The 17,586-nt window shown below is 47.7% G+C and carries 13 protein-coding genes; 1 reads left to right on the forward strand and 12 read right to left on the reverse strand.

The genetic code is table 11. The annotated features are described in order from the left end of the window. Positions 1-13 precede the first annotated feature (13 nt). From J2Z66_RS16495 to J2Z66_RS16525, 7 genes are all read right to left on the reverse strand, one after another. Positions 14-1,762 (reverse strand): hydantoinase B/oxoprolinase family protein, encoded by a 1,749-nt coding sequence (locus J2Z66_RS16495; protein WP_209972540.1) that lies wholly within the window; start codon positions 1,760-1,762, stop codon positions 14-16. Then, entirely contained in the window at positions 1,759-3,246 is a 1,488-nt protein-coding gene (locus J2Z66_RS16500; RefSeq protein ID WP_209972541.1) for a hydantoinase B/oxoprolinase family protein, read from the reverse strand. The genes J2Z66_RS16495 and J2Z66_RS16500 overlap by 4 nt, the downstream gene beginning before the upstream one ends. Beyond that, on the reverse strand, positions 3,243-5,348 hold the full coding sequence (locus J2Z66_RS16505) for a hydantoinase/oxoprolinase family protein (protein ID WP_209972542.1): 2,106 nt from the start codon (positions 5,346-5,348) through the stop codon (positions 3,243-3,245). The genes J2Z66_RS16500 and J2Z66_RS16505 overlap by 4 nt, the downstream gene beginning before the upstream one ends. Positions 5,349-5,391: 43 nt before the next feature. After that, a complete protein-coding gene (locus J2Z66_RS16510) occupies positions 5,392-6,747 on the reverse strand; it encodes a purine-cytosine permease family protein (RefSeq protein WP_209972543.1) in 1,356 nt (451 codons plus the stop codon). Between the two features lie 37 nt (positions 6,748-6,784). Continuing rightward, a complete protein-coding gene (locus tag J2Z66_RS16515) occupies positions 6,785-7,174 on the reverse strand; it encodes an OsmC family protein (protein WP_209972544.1) in 390 nt (129 codons plus the stop codon). 19 nt (positions 7,175-7,193) lie between these two features. Continuing rightward, complete coding sequence (locus J2Z66_RS16520) at positions 7,194-7,778, reverse strand: TetR/AcrR family transcriptional regulator (protein ID WP_209972598.1); 585 nt, start codon at positions 7,776-7,778, stop codon at positions 7,194-7,196. Between the two features lie 486 nt (positions 7,779-8,264). After that, positions 8,265-8,405, reverse strand: coding sequence for a hypothetical protein (locus tag J2Z66_RS16525; protein ID WP_209972545.1), 141 nt, complete (start codon positions 8,403-8,405; stop codon positions 8,265-8,267). 172 nt (positions 8,406-8,577) lie between these two features. On the opposite strand from J2Z66_RS16525, the gene J2Z66_RS16530 reads away from it, so the two are divergent. Further along, entirely contained in the window at positions 8,578-9,489 is a 912-nt protein-coding gene (locus tag J2Z66_RS16530; protein ID WP_209972546.1) for a hypothetical protein, read from the forward strand. A 28-nt stretch (positions 9,490-9,517) separates the two neighbouring features. On the opposite strand, the gene J2Z66_RS16535 is transcribed toward J2Z66_RS16530, so the two are convergent. Genes J2Z66_RS16535 through J2Z66_RS16555 form a run of 5 tightly spaced genes read right to left on the reverse strand, consistent with a single transcriptional unit; the run spans position 9,518 to position 17,075 of the window. Beyond that, positions 9,518-10,633 carry a glycosyl hydrolase family 18 protein gene (locus tag J2Z66_RS16535; RefSeq protein ID WP_312894598.1) on the reverse strand — a complete coding sequence of 372 codons (1,116 nt, stop codon included), beginning with the start codon at positions 10,631-10,633 and terminating at the stop codon, positions 9,518-9,520. A 34-nt stretch (positions 10,634-10,667) separates the two neighbouring features. Next, complete coding sequence (locus J2Z66_RS16540; protein ID WP_209972547.1) at positions 10,668-12,371, reverse strand: polysaccharide deacetylase family protein; 1,704 nt, start codon at positions 12,369-12,371, stop codon at positions 10,668-10,670. A gap of 35 nt (positions 12,372-12,406) precedes the next feature. Continuing rightward, positions 12,407-14,275: a glycosyltransferase family 2 protein gene (locus J2Z66_RS16545; RefSeq protein ID WP_312894600.1), complete on the reverse strand. Its 1,869-nt coding sequence runs from the start codon at positions 14,273-14,275 to the stop codon at positions 12,407-12,409. A gap of 22 nt (positions 14,276-14,297) precedes the next feature. Then, entirely contained in the window at positions 14,298-15,611 is a 1,314-nt protein-coding gene (locus tag J2Z66_RS16550; RefSeq protein WP_209972548.1) for a nucleotide sugar dehydrogenase, read from the reverse strand. Positions 15,612-15,635: 24 nt separating this feature from the next. Beyond that, the gene (locus J2Z66_RS16555; RefSeq protein WP_209972601.1) at positions 15,636-17,075 is read right to left on the reverse strand and encodes a polysaccharide deacetylase family protein; all 1,440 of its coding nucleotides are present in this window, start codon (positions 17,073-17,075) and stop codon (positions 15,636-15,638) included. Between the last annotated feature and the right edge of the window lie 511 nt (positions 17,076-17,586).

Raw genomic sequence — 17,586 nt, forward strand, 5'->3', positions numbered from 1 at the left:
TACTTCAATGACCCTACTGCGGGCGGGTACGCCTTACCTGACGCTCTTTTTGCGTCGCTTCCCCATCGACCACAGTGCCAGCCGCGTCCATAATGACGCCATAATCGCGGCGCGCTCCTTCGACAGTTACGTAACCATTGCGTACATCCGTCAGCACGACTTCCGAATCGCGGTCAAAAGGATGTCCCCACCCGCCTCCGCCTGCCCGGTAAAATTGAATGATCCCCCCTGCCTGCATCGGGATGCCAAATGCCGTCTCGGGAATTTCCATCGCTTCCGTACTGTCGCAATTAAGAATGATCTTATTTCCGGGACCTGCCGGGGCACCGCAGTAGCCCTGCGCTGTGTTGCGCACTCCCGCCATCATCACACTTGAATGACTTTCCTCCAAATACTCAATCTGTACATCCAGCCCTGGTGTTCCCCGATATTGCCCGGTCCCAGTGAAATCTGCCATATATTCATGTTTAAGCACACGACAAGGGTACTGGACTTCATTCATTTCTATAGACGGTAAAATAACACCAGTCATAACTGGAGGGTATAACCCCCATCCATCTGTTTCATAAGCTGCTCCCGCTCCTCCAGTGTACCCGTAGAAATTCAAGTTTACCCAAGGTCGCCCATCCTCATATTTACCGTGCGTGTAGGCAAGCGGGAGCTTGTGAACATTAGCGCCAACACGCTTTGGAGCGCATTGGGACAGTGCCAGCAGCACGGCTTCAGCTATTTCCGCACCGACACAAGCAGTGGAATGACCGCATGGCGCAGGCAGTTGCGGATTAACAACCGTTCCTGACGGTGCCGTAACGATGACCGGATTCATGTATCCTTCATTAATCGGAATATTCTCATCACAGCACGTCGATATCGCCACAAAAGCGAACGAAGTCGTATTCGACAGCGGGCTGTTAACGAACCCGGCCATTTGCGGCGAAGAGCCGGAAAAATCGATATGCAGATCGCTTCCCGATACGGTTACCGTTGCCTGAACCTTAATATCCCGGTTGCCTTGAAAATCATGGTCTGCATACGTTGATGCGGTATAAGACCCATCCGGCCAGCTAGAGATTTCCTCCCTCACCCGCCGTTCTGTATAATCGATTCTTTGTTGAATCGCACTCGTAACACCGTCAGCGCCATATCGGGCGAGCATTCCCTCCATCCGTTCAGCGGCCAGCCGGCATGCGCCGATCATCGCGTCCAGATCGCCTTCCAGCCAATGTGCCAACCGATTGTTGGCGACAATCATATCGAAGACATCTCGGCGTTTTTCGCCCCGTTCATATATTTTTATAGGGGGAATGCGCAGACCGTCCTGCCAAATATCCCGTGATTTCGGGTTATAGCCCCCGGCAACGGGACCACCGTTGTCTCCCATATGGCTGCGCACGGACGGCAGTAAGATAGGCTTGCGTTCATGGAAAACAGGCATAACGATCGTCCAGTCCAGGCTGTGCGAGCCTCCGTAGTACGGATCGTTTACGAGCAGGATGTCGCCCGGATGCAAATCGTAACGGAAAGCATCCAGCAGGTGGTCTACCGCCCCGACAATGGCATACAGATGCAGCGTGCAGCCTGGAGCCTGTGCTATGAGCCGCGCTTTTTTGCTGGATAAATCGAAAATTCCCGTTGTAAAATCATGCGCCTCATTAAACAGAGGAGAACGCGCTGTCCGGGTTACAGTAGCGCTCATCTCCCTGGCGATCGAATCGAGAGATCCCCCGATCACCTGCGAAAGTATCGTATCCGAATGCTTCATGCTGTTCCCCCGCTTTCCCCGGACCTTGCACCCGGATAATGAAACACAAGCTGATCGCCCTTCTGCAAAGTGACTGCATTGGCAGATCGCCTGTACGCTGTTTCTCCAACTGTAATGCAGCCAATGGATCCTGCTTCGCCTTCCGGCACGATGACATTCATCTGCAGCGCCTCTTGGCCGTTGATCATAGTCACGATCATCCCTCCCTGGGCTTCATCCTCCCGTTCCCGCTTCCACAATTGAAAACCGTGGTGCATCTCCAGCTCCTCCGCGGAGACAAGCAGCCGGTCGCCGTTCAGCCCCGGAGGACCCCAGCCGTTAGCAGCCGTAGGAAAGCCGGGTGTGAGGAATAACAGCTCAGTCTCCGGGCTCAATCCAACCGGTTCATACAGAATCGCCTGCGGGCCAGGTCCGTGAATGTCACTTCCACCATCGCTAGCCGCGAAGCTGCCTTTCAGTGCCTGCGACACTGCTTGGGCAATGAAATGTCCCGTCACTTTACCTGAGAAAGCCGTTGCCGCAGGGAAATTCGGGTGGACGAGACTTCCCTCATCAGCCTTCACACGAAATGCTCTTAACGTCCCCTCGTTAATCGAAATATCCTCAAAGACAGGTGCAAGCACCGGCCACACAGCGTATGCTGCTGTCATCGCTGGCGGTGAGTTATATGGACCTGCAACCTCACTTCCTGTTCCTGTGAAATCAAGAACAAGTTCATTCTCCTCCCGCCGGACGGTCACGGTAATCTCCACTTGTCCTGCTGCTCCAGCCGTAAACACAGCCTTGCCCTGCCCCGAAACAGTTGAAAAGCTCTGTATGTGCTTGTACACACGTTTGGCGTTATAATCGAACATAAGTGAAACATATTCCTTTATCATTTCTGGCCTAATTTGCTTGAGCAAAGCCTGGATTTGCTGATGAGCCGCCTGACCGCAGGCATACATCGCCAGCAGATCAGATGCAAACAACGTGGATACCCGGCTGTTGGCAAGTAGAAACCGCATCACATCCCGCTGCAATACTCCACCTTTGTACAGCTTAATAGGACTCAGCCGCAGGCTCTCCTGCCAAACCTCGAAGGCTTCAGCATGGTAGCCCCCTGGATATTCACCAGCCATATCACTCATTTGAGCGCGAATAACAGGAAACAGCATCAGCTCACCATCGTGAAAATAAGGCGCAGCCATCGTAATCGTCTGTCCCTGTGTGCCGCCTTGATACGGATCAGCAATCAGCAGCACATCACCCTCAGCGATATCATAGGAGAAATAGTCAAACATGCTCCTTGTACTTTCCCTCAGGGCAAACAGATGCTCAGGATCATATTGAATCTGTACAGCCAACTCAAGATCCCCTGTCAAAAGCCCCACCGCATAAGAGCGATCCCGCGCAAGCAGTGCTGATCGCGAATTGCGAAACAGATTATTGCCCATTTCCTGGCATATCGCCTTCAGCTTTCCGTACAAAATTTGCGCCTCAATCATGCGCCCCACCCCTTGCCGGTTTCACGCTTTACTTCGATGACACAATTGCGATATGCATCAATCAGCGCTTCATGCCCGGGATAGACGACAATCGTTGTTCCCCATTGCTCAATAATGGCAGGGCCGACAACTAAATTTCCCGGCATTAATTGCTCCCCATCGTACACCGGTGTGTCCTGTGGAGAGCCATCAAAATAAACCGGACGTGACCCTGTTTGCGCCTCCAGAGGATCTTCTCCGTCGAACGGCTGCTCATCGAACCGCAAGCGGTCGCGGACACCGATCAAATCCAATCGCAGATTGAGAATCTCAACCTGCTGGGAAGCATCCTTGTGAGCATACAAACGTTCATGCAAGGTATGAAAATCGGCAAGGGTTGCTTCCAGGTTAAGCGCCGTTACTTTCCGTGTTCGAGAACGTACCGGTATCGTTACCTCATGTACCTCACCAACATATCTCATGTCAAAATAGCGTCTAGTTTCGTAGTGGCGTGCCACATCCTGTTTGCCAAGCTTGGTACGGGCAGAGGCTTCCATCTTGTCGAAATCGGCGTTGACTCCATCCAGATCAACTTGATCCACCCGTTGGAATCGGGTGCGCAGCTCCGTTACTTTCAGGTTAGCAGCTACATCGCCAAGCGCACAGAATACGGGGGCCAGTGAAGGCACGATGACTGTATTAATGCCGAGGTCCTCCGCCTGCTTACCGGCATGAACTGCACCCGCTCCGCCGACCGCCACCAACGCAAACTGCCGCGGATCGAAGCCCCGTTGTGTCGTAACATAGTGAATTGCGTTCGACATGTTGCTGTTAATGATTTGCGAAATCGCGTAAGCTGCATCAACGGTGGATATGCCAAGCGGCTCCGCAATATGCCGGGCAACCGCTTGTTCCGCAAGGCCGCGATCAAGCTTCATCTCTCCACCCAGGAAATGGTCCGGGTTCAAGTATCCAAGCACCACATTGACGTCGGTGATCGTCGGTTCCGTTCCGCCCTTTCCATAGCAAGCCGGACCGGGATTGGAGCCTGCGCTGCGCGGACCAACTTGCAGTGCGCCACCGCTGTCGATCCAGGCGATACTGCCCCCACCGGCGCCAACCGTATGAATGTCCAGCATCGGTAAGGCGACGCGATAGCGGCTGATCCAATTTTCCGTTGTCACCGTCGGCTGCAGCTGCTCGATAACAGCAACATCATAGCTCGTCCCGCCCATATCGACTGTAATCATATTCGGATAGCCTGCTTTTTCCCCGATGAAGGCAGCTGCCGTTACGCCTCCTGCCGGTCCCGACAGCAGGCAGCCTGCCGAGAATCGGCCGCTTTGTTCCACGCTCTGTACGCCACCGCCAGACTGCATGACGAACAGCTCACCGGCAAATCCTTGCTCACGCAGCCGATTCTCCAGCTTGTCCAAATAAAGCTGCATCGACGGGCCTGTATAGGCATTGACGATCGTCGTGCTAACTCTCTCGAACTCGCGAATCTGCGGCAGTACCTCGCAAGACAAGGAGATCGAGATTTCAGGAAACTCCTCTTTAATCAGCTCGCGGACACGAAGCTCATGTGCCGGATTTACGAAGCTGAACAGGAAACAAACCGCAATGGATTGAACCCCTTCTGCCACAAGCTCACGAACCGAATTCAACACTGCTGCTTCATCCAGTGGAACAATAACTGCGCCTGCAGCGTCTAGTCTTTCCGGAATACCGTGGCGTAGACGCCTGGGAACGAGCTGATAAGGTGCTTCAAGCCTTGGCGAGAACACACTCTCTTTATAGCCTCTGCGGAATTCTATTTCATCGCGGAACCCTTGTGTCGTCAGCAATCCGACGGTCGCTCCACGATATTCAAGCAGTGTGTTCGTAGCAACAGTCGTACCATGCACAATCAGCGGGCATTGGGCCAGCAAAACAGCAGGATCGATGCCGATCCGATCAGCCACTTTAAAGATTCCGTTGATCATCCCTTCCGACTGATCTGGTGTTGAAGGTGTTTTTACAGCGACCAGCACACCGTCCTCGTTCGTAGCGACCAGATCGGTAAATGTTCCACCGACGTCCACTCCCAGTAACCAGCGTGCTTGCTGTTGTGCTTTTTCCATATACTCAGAAACCTCCTAAAGCCTATTTATATCTTTAATGTGATTAAAATCCGGACCGCTCTTCAATTGATACCCCTAACTCGTAGGATACACTCATCTTTTTCAATACAAACGCCAGCAAGGAATAGCCAATAAAAGCAATCAATATAGCATTAATCGGACCAATACCGAAGTCGAGCCTCGAACCAACAAACCCGCCTCCTACCGTAGCGACCAAGGCTGCTATGTTCCACTTGGCATACGTTGTACCTGGACCGAATTGGTATGATTTCCCCTGCAGTCTTGGCTTAACAAACCAATGATCTGCAATCATCACTCCAGCGATTGGAGGAACGAAATTACCGAGCATCGTCAAGAAAGGAACGAAGCTGTTTTCCAGGCCACTCAGTGCAATGATCAGACCGATAATTCCCATCGTCACAACGAGGATACTCTTCGGCACCTTCACCGCGTTGCGCAGACCAAGCGCCCCGGAATATAGATTATTGTCGTTTGTCGTCCACTGGGCAAATACAAGAATTAGGAAGGCAAAGAAGCCGAGGCCCAGCTTGGCCATTGCGGCGGGAATGTTAGGTGTTGAGCCGAATTGGGGTACATTGGCAGCAATCGCCATAGCCGCCCCGGCAACAATACAGAACAAACCACCAAGGAAGTAACCGGAAGAGGCGCCAAAACCACCTTTTACAGGAGATTTTCCAAATCGCGTAATATCGGGAAACACAACCGCACCAAGTGCACAGTTGCCCACTACAATTGTGATCCCGGCAAACAAGGTAATCGGGTCTCCGACCGGTACTGCATCCATTAACGCACTCCAGCTTCCTGAGCTGTTAACCGCAGCAACAATTCCCCAAATGCTTAATATCCCTACAAGCGGAACTGCGATAAAACTAATGGCTGCAAGTCCCCGATAACCGATAAAAGCTGTCAGCATCATAAGAATACCGCCCCATACCATCGCTACCTTCGGTTCGGCGAACCATTGACCAGGGAACATTTCCGACATTGTAATTCCGAAGAAGGCAACCTGCCAAGCAAACCATCCAATTCCAAGGGTAACTGCCAGCATAATGCCGAACAACCCAGCTCCCTGACGCCCAAAAGCTTGCCGGGCCAGCACAGTTGTAGATACGCCGTATTTGGCCCCCATCACTCCCTGAAAAAAACCATAAACAGCTACAATCAACATACCGATAAAACCTGCGGCGATCACTTTTCCAAACGGTAAGCCTGCGGCCAGCGCGCCGCCTGTAAACAGTGTGGACAAGGAGATAATCCACGCGCAGCTTGTAATACTTACGTTCAACAAAGAACGCCGCTGATCTTGAGGGACGGACTGTACAGCATAATCCTCCGTCTTTATGTTAACCGTTGTAAGCTGCTCTGCATTTGCATTCATTCCCTTAAGCTCCTCTCATTTGATCCCTATTATCCCGTCATAGCGGGTGTGCTTTAATTTCTATTTCTGCCCCGCGGCGCAAGGTGTTGCCGATTGTACATGCACGCTCAGCGGACTTGATCAGCTTGTTCCGGTAAGCGGGATCGAGCAATTCCGGCAATTGAATATCCAATACAAAACGTTCGACACGGGATGGACTATCCGCCGCTTTCTCCGCCTCTATTGAAATCGACAGCTGCCCTGGATCAACCCCGTCTCTTTCCATAAGCTTGACCAAAGATATGGACACGCAGAGTGCCAGGGAGCTTGATAAAAGCTCGATCGGCGTCATCCCTTCCGCATCCGGGGCCGTTACACCATAGGTAGAAAAACCGTTCTCATTGCGAATATTATAATTTTGACCAGACTTCCATTCTGCTACTATCATGTTGTTCACCTCTGTTTTTTTATGAGCCCAGCAAACCGTAAAACTCGAAACGCGCCACTTCAGCCGCCATTTCACCCGCCGGCCGTGTCGGCAGATGATTTAAATCATACCCCGTACCGAACAACCATCGCGAAATCATACCTTCGATTAGAATCGCCAGAATGGATGCCCGCAGGGGGATATCAATCGTATTCGGCAGCATGTTCAATTCAACTGCCCGCTCAATATTGCGGCGGAATGCCTGCTCAATCGCCACCAGGACTTCTGTAGTAGCCTTGCGGATTGCTTCGTCGCCACTTTTTCCTTCTATGAAAAGAAGCGCCATAAGATGCCGGTTCGATTCAGCAAAATTGAGCAAATCATTCATTAATTGCGTAGATGCCTGAACCATGTCCTCCACAGTACCACCTTGTTTACGATACCCTTGACTGATCACTTTCAGTAAACTTTCCTGACCCTCAGCAATCAACTGGATGACAATTTCCTGTTTGCTTTTGAAATACCAATAGAAAGTTCCCTGAGCGACATTAGCAGCCGCAACGATTTCGGAAATTTTCGTATTGGGATACCCCTTTTGGGCAAATAATTTCAGAGCAACATCCATCAATTGCTTGCGCCTGCCTGAATCTTGTTCATTAGAACTCTCTTCTGATTTAATGAGTATTCCCCTCTTTTCTCTTGATTGACTAGTCAGTCAGTACTGTACAAAAAATAAAAACAATCCCTATAAGAATAGTTGGTTTATATTTGTAAAAGTATCATGATTCTTATATCCTGTCAATAATAAAAAATTTAAGCAAAAATCCCTTCCGCGTACCTTTGAGTTGCGTGTTCGTGACGGCAGTACATAGGGAGGGAATCGTTGTGGGCTCCAGCCGCTGTTAAAGATAGGTTCCCTGATTAGACTTAAGCGGTAGGAACCTTTCTTAAAATGCGGACGCTATCGCTCCTCACCCACAGCCATTCCCTCTCAGCTACAATCGCCCGAACACCAAGCTCATACGGACAGCCAGCAAGGTTTTTTCTCTTGATGGAGGGGATTTCCTGTGGGACAAAGGCGCTGCGGATGAAGAGCGGCCCACCAGTGCACTTAACCGAAAGGGTCTGCTACTTTAACGATGTTTTTCATCGCTAAAAGCACCAGCTTTTCTCCACATCCTTCTTTAACGATGAAAAACATCATTAACATGACCGATCGACCTGAAAAACTAACTTTAACGATGATTTTCATCGTTAAGTGAAGCACACCGTAACTCCCATTTATTATCATTTTACCAATTTATTCTTATTTTATCAAGACAATTTCATTTCTCAATTCGCTCATTTGTTTAAATGGAAATTTATCCTCTAATAGTATAAGCTAGTTTTAAAATACGCAGTATCTGAAAAAGGAAAGATGGCTTATGGCGAACCCTTTAACAGAAAAAGAAGTCAATCAGTTACTTCAATTATTGACTGACGAGCAGCGCAAATATCTTGAGAATTACATGAAACAAAGCAAAAAGAGCAAGTGGCTGGAAAATTTAGCAAAGAAAAAAGGATATGTCCTGCAAAAGGACCTATCTATTGAAGATGCGTGGAATACATTGAATGACTGGGAATTAGAAGACGTCTTAGACGGAGGATACGGACTGCGCCCCTATAAATGTGAGTGTGGGATGCCACTTCGTTTCTGTTATATTGTACGTCATCGTGCAGAGAACAAAATGTACCGTTTGGGTGAGACATGTCTCGAAAATTACACAATGCTCTCCTCTGATCTGATCCAAGATATTACGAAGGGGTTTCATAAAATTGATCTGGAACGTGATGACATTCTCATCAAATATGCGCAAGAATGGACCTATCCAACAGATTATGAAGGGCTAGTATTACCTGAACCTTTTCAAAAACAAGTACACATTGGCTTGCCTCTTTCTAAAGCACAGATGAAAAAAATCGAACGGCTTTTCAAACACGATTTGATACGAATACGCAAAGAAAAAAAATTCGAAAAAATAATCCAGCAGAGAAGAAAATCTGACTATATTCAGACTCCTTCCCAACAGGCCAAACCGGCAGCAAGAAACGAATCCATTACGTATGACCGGCTTATTCAAAATCATTTAGAACAATTGAAGCAAATTATGAAGCATGAAAATAATATCAGCAATCCTGAAATGAAAGCTACATGGAAAAATGTTCAACAGATGGTCTTACTTTTAAAACAGGAAGAACAGGAAAAACAAAAAGAACAGGAAGAACAAGAACATTTCGACTACTCCAAGTTTTTAGTGCAGCTATTTGATTTGTTGTATCACTTGAAGCTTTATTAGTTCAAAAAGCTATTAGTTCAATAAGCTATTACTCCAAACGCTTTAAATATTCAAGCATTCCGTCCTGCATACCCCCAAGCCTCCATAGGGCAATATTACTGTATCCTGCCTGCCGGGCAGTTTCAATCCACCCGGCTAGAGTGATGTCATCTGCGTACCAGACCGTATGCTTGCTCTTGTCTTCTGCCATGTAACTGAAACGGACACTGCCGCTTGCTGTATCCCGCTGTGGACTGTCTAAGCTTTTCTGCGACAGCTCGGCTGCCTGCTTTTCTGTCAGTGCCGCGGCCTTGCCATCCTTATTCCATTCGAAGCCTCCCAAAGCAAAAGCTATGTAAGGCTCTCCGGGTATGGGGTCCATTCTGTCAGCCAGTTCAGCAATAAAAGCATGATCCGCTTTCGGTCCTGGACCACTGTGAGTCCCGTACAGATTGTAGGCCATCATCACATACGAAGGTCCTTCGGGCAGTGATAACTTGTTAATAGGAGTCCGCGGCTCCAACACAATCCGGAGCGATTTACCGATCACATCGAGTCTTTGATACAATTCAGCATAAAAGAGCAGCACCTGCTCCCAATCGTCATCCGCTATCTTTTCATAATCGATTTCAATCCCATCATATCCGTCCGTGTCAGCCCTGGCCAGAATTTCATCGATATGCCTTTTGCGGCTCTCGGTTGTAGACATCAGCCTGGTTATTAACGCTGAATCCTTCTGAACCGCTTTGCCATTCTGATCATACCTGTCGTTTACAAGAGTCAGATAGCGCTTGGCAGCTCCCATTTGGCTGCGCGTCTCTGAAATCAAAGGCTGCGCCTGATTAAATGCCTCTGTGAAATAAAGACTGTCCGTATGATCAAAATAGGCCGCAAACACCTGCAGGCTGTTCAGGCTTGGATAGATCGCCTGGAGATCTTCAAGACCAGTCTGCCACTGCCAGTCAACTAGCCAGGCCGAAAGCTCCACCGGCGCCATGGGCTCCTTGTCCTTCCCCCTCCCATTTCCCTGATCCCCAGCGTAAAATTTAATGCCATATACGATCACACAAATGAGGACGAGAACGGCAGCAACGGCAAGCACAGCTTTTTCTTTTCCGGACGTTTTGCCTTGCCTTTTGGACTTATGCGTTTCAGACCTGTTCACTTTATTAATCCTCCTCAATTCCTTCAAGGATAGACTAGAACAGCTCTATCGCCCTGTTGATCGTTGAATTGATCATTTCCCTCACTTTACTGACAGTCCATTGGAACGCATTGTAGCCATTATTATACAACAGGGCTTCTTTACCTCCTGCCTGGTCTATAGATTCAATCTTAATATCAGCAAACACACCATCATAGATATCATCTTTAGGATTCATTTCACTGTACGCAGATTCCAGCGCCACTCCACCGGCTGTCAGCGAATCTGCTATTGGCGAATTTTCCATCCATACAGCCTTATCCACCCGAAGCGTAAATTGATTCCCCTTCACAACCATTTCCAAGTTCCTGGTCTGCTGAATATTGATGGGATACGTGCCCTCTTCGGTCTGGCCTTCAAGTGCATTTAATTCCTGCGAAAATAGGGTCTCAACTTGATTTCCAGGCGTTTTTTGTTCAACGATGATCTCATTATTCAGGAGGGAAACCCTTAGGAAGGAATCCTGCCGGGTATCATAGCGAACGTATACCGACTGTTTTCCCACCACATTGCCGCTTAACTTCGCGCTAAGCTTCATATCGGTATAGGCGTCACTATCTTTAAGGTACAGCAGGCCATTGTCGGAAGATGGAGATGTCAGGACGATTTTATTATCTATAAACTCCGCCGCGCCGTCCATCAGAGCCCATTTCCCGGCATTCTTCCTATTGCCAACCACAAATTTCATCAGCTCGCCAGTATCTTTCCCTATTTTCATCAGCAGGTGATTGGTGTACCAATAGGGCGCCGCCTGAACCCTGGTCAGATCATACAAGTTCTGCTCACTGTCATTAAAGGCATTCTTATCACGGTTAAAATGGATCTTGAACATATCCTGTATGTTTCGGTTATTCACATCGGCAACCAGGCGGGGCATCCCATCATTTAGCGAGTTTGCATGCATAATCATGTAGACCGGCGGGACAAACCCCAGCTTCTGGGTGTAGATGTCCCTCATCATCGCATAATCCCCGTTTACCCGAGCCTCCATCTCAGTACGGTTTTCTGAGGGTACCTTATCTTCATCCCGGATAAAATCCATCAAATAGTGGTTATAGGAGGCTGCGCTATCTTTGTCCTGAAATTCAGCCTCATCCTTCACTCCAATAAAAGCATTGTTTTTGTCGAAAATATTAATGTAAGTCAGTCGATACCCGTTGCTCCCCAGCTCCCAGTAGCCGTTTTTGATCATTTTCAATAGTTCCTTCGGCTGCAGGAATTTGGACTCCCTGGTGTTGCCCAGCTTGTTGGCATAGGAAAGAATAGTTGCCTTATAGTTATATTTCTCCAAGATCGGCTGAGCAAACAGACTGGAATCATTGCGGCCATCCTCGAAGGATAGAAAGAGCGCTTTTTCCGGAAGTGCTTGTCGACTATTGTAGAAATTCAAAATATCCTGTTGAGAAATAGTTCGATATCCCTGATTATGAAGAGCCTTAAGATGCTGCCTGAGCTGATTTTTGGCTATTAATCGGGGAGTTCCGGATAGACCCACGCCGAAGTAGGATACGGCAATAAAGCCTTGCCTGTTATCCCACTGCGCTTTGTCTGGCTCCTCATATTTTTTAATGTCAAATACAGCTAGAAAAACAAGCACCGCCAAAACAAACAGAACCACACTCTGCACAACGGTTTTGATTTTTTTATTAAAATTTTTCACATGATAATCAAGGGCGGTGCTCCGCTTTTTGTTCCTCATTCAGCCATCCCTCACCCTCCGGCAGATCGTTGATCTCAAAAAGGCAGTCCTATTTTGTTTTTTTGCTTTTTTTGCTTTCTTTGTGTCTTTTTGTTCTGTGCCTCTATATCCTGCGGCGTATCTCTCGTCCCCCAAGTCGACTTCCAGAAGGTTACCCAGGCTACAGGCATTTGCCACAGCAGCACTGCCTCATAGAACACGCAGAACACCATACCAAATATCCACAGCTTGCTCTTGCGAAACAACAGATGGGCCAGGCTCATAAGCATTGACATCAATAAAAGCCCCATCAAAAAAGTGCCCGGAAATATATGGTATACCAAAGGAACATAGACCAGATTGTATAGCACGACTATTGGAGCAGCAATGGGAACAATGAGACCAATATAAAAGTATAGGGCCATGAAGGGCTCTTTACGCCATATAAAAGCTCCTGCCCTTAACGATTCCCGAAGCCAGGAACGCTTCCATCTCATCTGCTGCTTTAAGAAAACGTCAAGGCGTGAAGGTACAATAGTGGAGCAAATCGCCGCATCCTGATAGCCCGTACGATGGGTTTTCAAAATAAAGTTCGTCATACTCCGGTCATCGCCGAAGGTCGCAGGCTGTCCGAGGAACTTCTGGTCCAGCCATGCCTGGGCATGCTTTAGCACTAAATCCTTACGATAGCAGGACAAGGGCCCTGACAAGCAGGTCACACTATCAAACCACGATTCCGCCGCCTTCATAATTCGAAATGCAATATAATAGCGGACCGTCTGCAGCTTTGTTATCGAATTCGTATATTTATTCTCAACATCAGTGCGTCCTGCCACGCCACCCATGAGCGGATCCTGAAAGGGCTGTACAAGATGCTTGATCGCTGTAGGCTCCAGGAAGCTGTCAGAATCGACGAAAACCACCAAATCATGCTTGGCCATCTCCACCCCTTTGACCAAAGCTACCCGCTTCCCGCCATTTTCCGGCAGTACATACATGCGCAAACGTTCCTTGGTGGAAAATCGTTCTGCCTCATTATGCAGCAGCGCCATCACCTTTTCTATTTGCTCTACAGATTTATCTGTTGAGCGGTCATCCACCACAATAACTTCCAGCTTGTCTAACGGGTAATCCTGATTCATACAGCTGAGTACCGTTCTATGAATCCACTCTTCCTCATTGAAGCATGGGATAATAATAGTCACACCGGGCGTGTAGTCGGGATTCACAGGCACATCTCTATACAAAGCCCCGTACAAATAACGGGACAGCAAGAATGCAGCAGCTGTAATACTGTATAAATATAAGAGCGAATTATACTTAAAGTAGATCACACTCTCAACGCGCATAAGCATAATAATCGCAACCGCCACAAGCAGCAGACTGCTTGCCATGTATACGGAATAGCCCCAGCGTTTTTTCTGAAAATAGCTGGGGAGGGATTTTTCAAATTCGAAAGCCACCATCAGCTTTTCACTGTCTTCACTTTGACGGGTGAAGGCCCGGACCAAGGTACCGTCTATCTTCACCTTAGACTCAAATCCTTCCGGCATCGTGCCGGAGGGAATTTCAAACCTGATATGATACTGCAGCCCTGCTTTGAAGCTGCTGCTATCGTTATGTTCAAGCTCAACCAAGATCCCCGTCGAGGATATATCAACAGCTCTTCCTTTGATCTCGGACTTTTTCGACGCTCTCATCCCTACGAGCCATACGTCAAAATCGGCCACATACCTTAAGCTGAGCATCTGCATGTTTTGAAGATATTCCAAATCTGCTTCGGCTTTATCTGGCTCTATGCCTTTAATTCCTCTTCGGTCGGCCGTCATCCTGATTTGCTCGGGATCCGGCACATTGGAAAGTGTACGTCTATCCTTCCTTAAGCTGGACAGCACCTCTTCTATCTTCTTCTTTTCTTTTGCCACGGCTGTAGTCTCCATTCTATGATTACAGGCTCCAGTAATAATACCCGTTATTCTCAAATTCGGACCTACTGTAGATTCCTTTAATATCTATCATAATTTTAATGCTATTTTTACTATGTCTACTATAAAGCTTATCGAAATCCTCAACACCCATCTCAGTGAAACGGCTATGGGGAACTGCGACAACAACTACACTCAAGTCCTTCAGAGACGATAATTCAGAAAGCTCTATCCCATACTCTTCGTAAACCTGCTCAGCATTCACTACAGGATCAGCTACGAGTGTAGTAATTCCATAATCCCTTAGCTCGTATATAATATCAGTCACCTTAGTGTTTCGGAAATCTGCACAATTTTCTTTATATGAAAGGCCCAGGAAGCCAATTTTGACATTCTTAATGTCTTCTTTCAGTTTAAAGACGCTTTTGATAATCTGCTGGGCAACATACTTGCCCATGCCATCGTTAATATGCCGGCCTGCAAGAATTATTTTGGAATGATATCCGGTATTCTCCGCTTTATAAGTCAGATAGTAAGGGTCAATGCCGATGCAGTGCCCTCCCACAAGCCCGGGTGTGAAATTCAGGAAGTTCCATTTGGTGCCTGCTGCCCGCAAAACGGCCTTGGTATCTATCCCCATATTGTTAAACAGCATGGACAGCTCGTTCATAAAAGCAATATTGATATCCCGCTGTGCATTCTCAATGACCTTGGCAGCTTCAGCAATCTTGATACTCTCAGCTCTGTGTACGCCCGCCTCGATGATCAGCTCGTACAGACTGGCTATAATCTCAAGTGTTTCCTCATCTATGGCAGAGACGATTTTAACGATATTTTCCAGGCGATGTACTTGATCACCCGGATTGATCCTTTCAGGAGAATAGCCGACTTTGAAGTCGCTTCCGCATTTCAGTCCTGATTCCGCCTCCAGAATAGGCACACAGATGTCCTCCGTAACCCCTGGATAAACGGTCGATTCGTATACCACCACAGCACCCTTGCGTAAGCTTTTCCCAACGCTCCTGCTGGCATTTATTACAAATTGCAAATCCGGCACCTTGTCGGGCTGGACAGGCGTAGGGACGGCTATGATGAAAAAAATGGCTTCCATTAACCTGGCTTCATCAGAAGTAAATGCTACAGTACAGTCTCTTAAGGAATCATCCCCAAATGGATCTATCCCCCGTTTATATCCTTCCAGCTTTTTGCTGTTGACATCAAAGCCTATGACCTTAACCTTTTTGGAAAAGGCTGCAGCCAAGGGAAGTCCCACGTACCCCATGCCGATTACAGCCAGCTTATCCTGCTTGTCTACTAATCTTTGGTATACATTCACAATCCTTCAGCTCCGCCCTCTGATTTACGGCTCCATACCTAGCAGCTTCGACATCGTCACAAAGGTATACCCTTTGCTTTTCAAGCCTTCAATTGCAGCGGGCAGCGCCTCTATGGTGTGGATATCATCCAGCATGTGAAGCAGGATTACACTCCCGTTTTCTGTGTTTTCAATAATCTCTCTAACGATGTCCTCTGCCTTCTTGCTTGTGTCCCAGTCATAGGTCGTCACATCGTACATGGCAATAGTCCGGTAGCCCGTCGCAGCAACGGCTTGCGCGGATGCTTCGTCAAAAGCGCCCGTTGGCGGTCTGAACAGCATAGCAGGCTTCTGCTGAATAGCTTCCGTAATGATCTGATGAGCCTTAACTACCTCGTCCTGAAGCTGCTCAGGAGTTAAAGTCGTTATGACGGGATGACTGTAAGTATGATTGGCGACCTCATGTCCCGCTTCCAAAATGGCCCTTGCCAAATTAGGATTTTTCTCAGGACCGTTAGCCCGTAAAAAAAACGAGGATTTAATGCTGTACTGCTCTAAAATATCCAATATCTTCGTTACCGTATAATCTGTACCCCAATCGTCAAATGTGAGGGAAATCTCTTTTTTGTCGCCATTTCCTTTATACACAAGATCGTATTCCGCTTTCTTAAAATCCGGGTTGATTTGTGCAGCATCATATCCAGGTATCGTTTCCAAAGGCTTTCGCTCGCTTCCGATTGCCACCAGCTTGCTTAGCGGTATAAGCTTGTATCCGACTTCGGAGACGGCTTTAGCTATAATCGCAATATCTGCTACCACCTGTGGGTTATCCTCCGTATTTAAAGCGATAATGCCGCCACGGGTTACATGCTTTCTCACAAAGCCGCTTACCACCTGCGAGCTGTCTTTATGCCAGTCCTGAAGATTCAAGCTATATGAAATAACAGCCTCTAGTCCGCATTGCGCAGCAGCAAGGCGAATATCATCGTTAAAAGCACCGGATCTCGTTCTTACATATCTGGGCTTAACTCCTGTTTCTTTTTCAATAATCTGGCTGGTTCTTTGAATTTTTTTGTGAGCCTCTTGATAGCTGACCTGGGTCAAATCTGCTCTATTTAATGTATTATTCTCTACATCATGGCCTCTGGCAACAATTTCTCTGGCAATTTCCGGCTCTTCCGCAACCCTGTTTCCTGGAAGAAAGAATGTAGCCTTGATGTGATACTTATCCAGCTCGTCCAGCAGCTCATTCATGGTTTTGTCATCTCCCATACCATTAAAGGTGAGCGTCAAAACCTTCTGGGCCGTATATACGAAAGAAACCGCCTTGCTTTTCTCCCCCGCATATACCTCTCCTCCAGCTCCCTCCTCCGCTGTGACCGCAGGCCCGCTTTTCTCTACATCCTTGCCACCCTGTAAAATACTGCAGCCCGTTAAAAAGAAAACCAGCAGCAAAGCTATAAGACTCAATTGCCACTTGTGCATTCCAGCTTTCACAATTGCCAACTTTATTTTCATCTCCTTTTGAAAGCCAAAAAAATGTCGTTTTACAGCTTGAAAATGTAAGAAAATACAAAAAAAGTATCGTTGTAAGTATTACCAAACAACAAAAAGGAGCGTCAGACGCAAATCTAGTATATCAACGAAATGCTCAATTTGCTAGAGACTCTGACCCCAAATTATGTCTGTGCTAATGGGTTATTGTATGTAGAGACGGTATGCTTCCTTTGGTGAAAAACCATCCATGATGTTCGTAGCCGAAAGCTCAAACGGACTGCAATCAAGGTTTTCTCTTGATTAGAGGGGATTTCCTGGCAGTTGCAGGCTCTGGGGATGAAGAGTGCGAGATGAACTGCACTTTAGGGATGTTTTTCATCGCTAAAGGCAGGTGGGCATGTCCACATAGGTACTTTAACGATGAAAAACATCGTTAAAGTACCTTTTATACACCCAGAAAGGCCATCCGGCCTCTTTTAACGATGAAAATCATCGTTAA

This window comes from Paenibacillus eucommiae (genome assembly GCF_017874215.1).
GTDB lineage: Bacteria > Bacillota > Bacilli > Paenibacillales > NBRC-103111 > Paenibacillus_AI > Paenibacillus_AI eucommiae.

Coding starts and splice junctions, on each gene's coding strand:
- J2Z66_RS16495 (WP_209972540.1), bottom strand. CDS start 1,762: ATGAAGCATTCGGATACGATACTTTCGCAGGTGATCGGGGGATCTCTC.
- J2Z66_RS16520 (WP_209972598.1), bottom strand. CDS start 7,778: ATGGATGTTGCTCTGAAATTATTTGCCCAAAAGGGGTATCCCAATACG.
- J2Z66_RS16530 (WP_209972546.1), top strand. CDS start 8,578: ATGGCGAACCCTTTAACAGAAAAAGAAGTCAATCAGTTACTTCAATTA.
- J2Z66_RS16515 (WP_209972544.1), bottom strand. CDS start 7,174: ATGATAGTAGCAGAATGGAAGTCTGGTCAAAATTATAATATTCGCAAT.
- J2Z66_RS16505 (WP_209972542.1), bottom strand. CDS start 5,348: ATGGAAAAAGCACAACAGCAAGCACGCTGGTTACTGGGAGTGGACGTC.
- J2Z66_RS16555 (WP_209972601.1), bottom strand. CDS start 17,075: ATGCACAAGTGGCAATTGAGTCTTATAGCTTTGCTGCTGGTTTTCTTT.
- J2Z66_RS16510 (WP_209972543.1), bottom strand. CDS start 6,747: ATGAATGCAAATGCAGAGCAGCTTACAACGGTTAACATAAAGACGGAG.
- J2Z66_RS16500 (WP_209972541.1), bottom strand. CDS start 3,246: ATGATTGAGGCGCAAATTTTGTACGGAAAGCTGAAGGCGATATGCCAG.
- J2Z66_RS16540 (WP_209972547.1), bottom strand. CDS start 12,371: ATGAGGAACAAAAAGCGGAGCACCGCCCTTGATTATCATGTGAAAAAT.
- J2Z66_RS16525 (WP_209972545.1), bottom strand. CDS start 8,405: ATGAAAATCATCGTTAAAGTTAGTTTTTCAGGTCGATCGGTCATGTTA.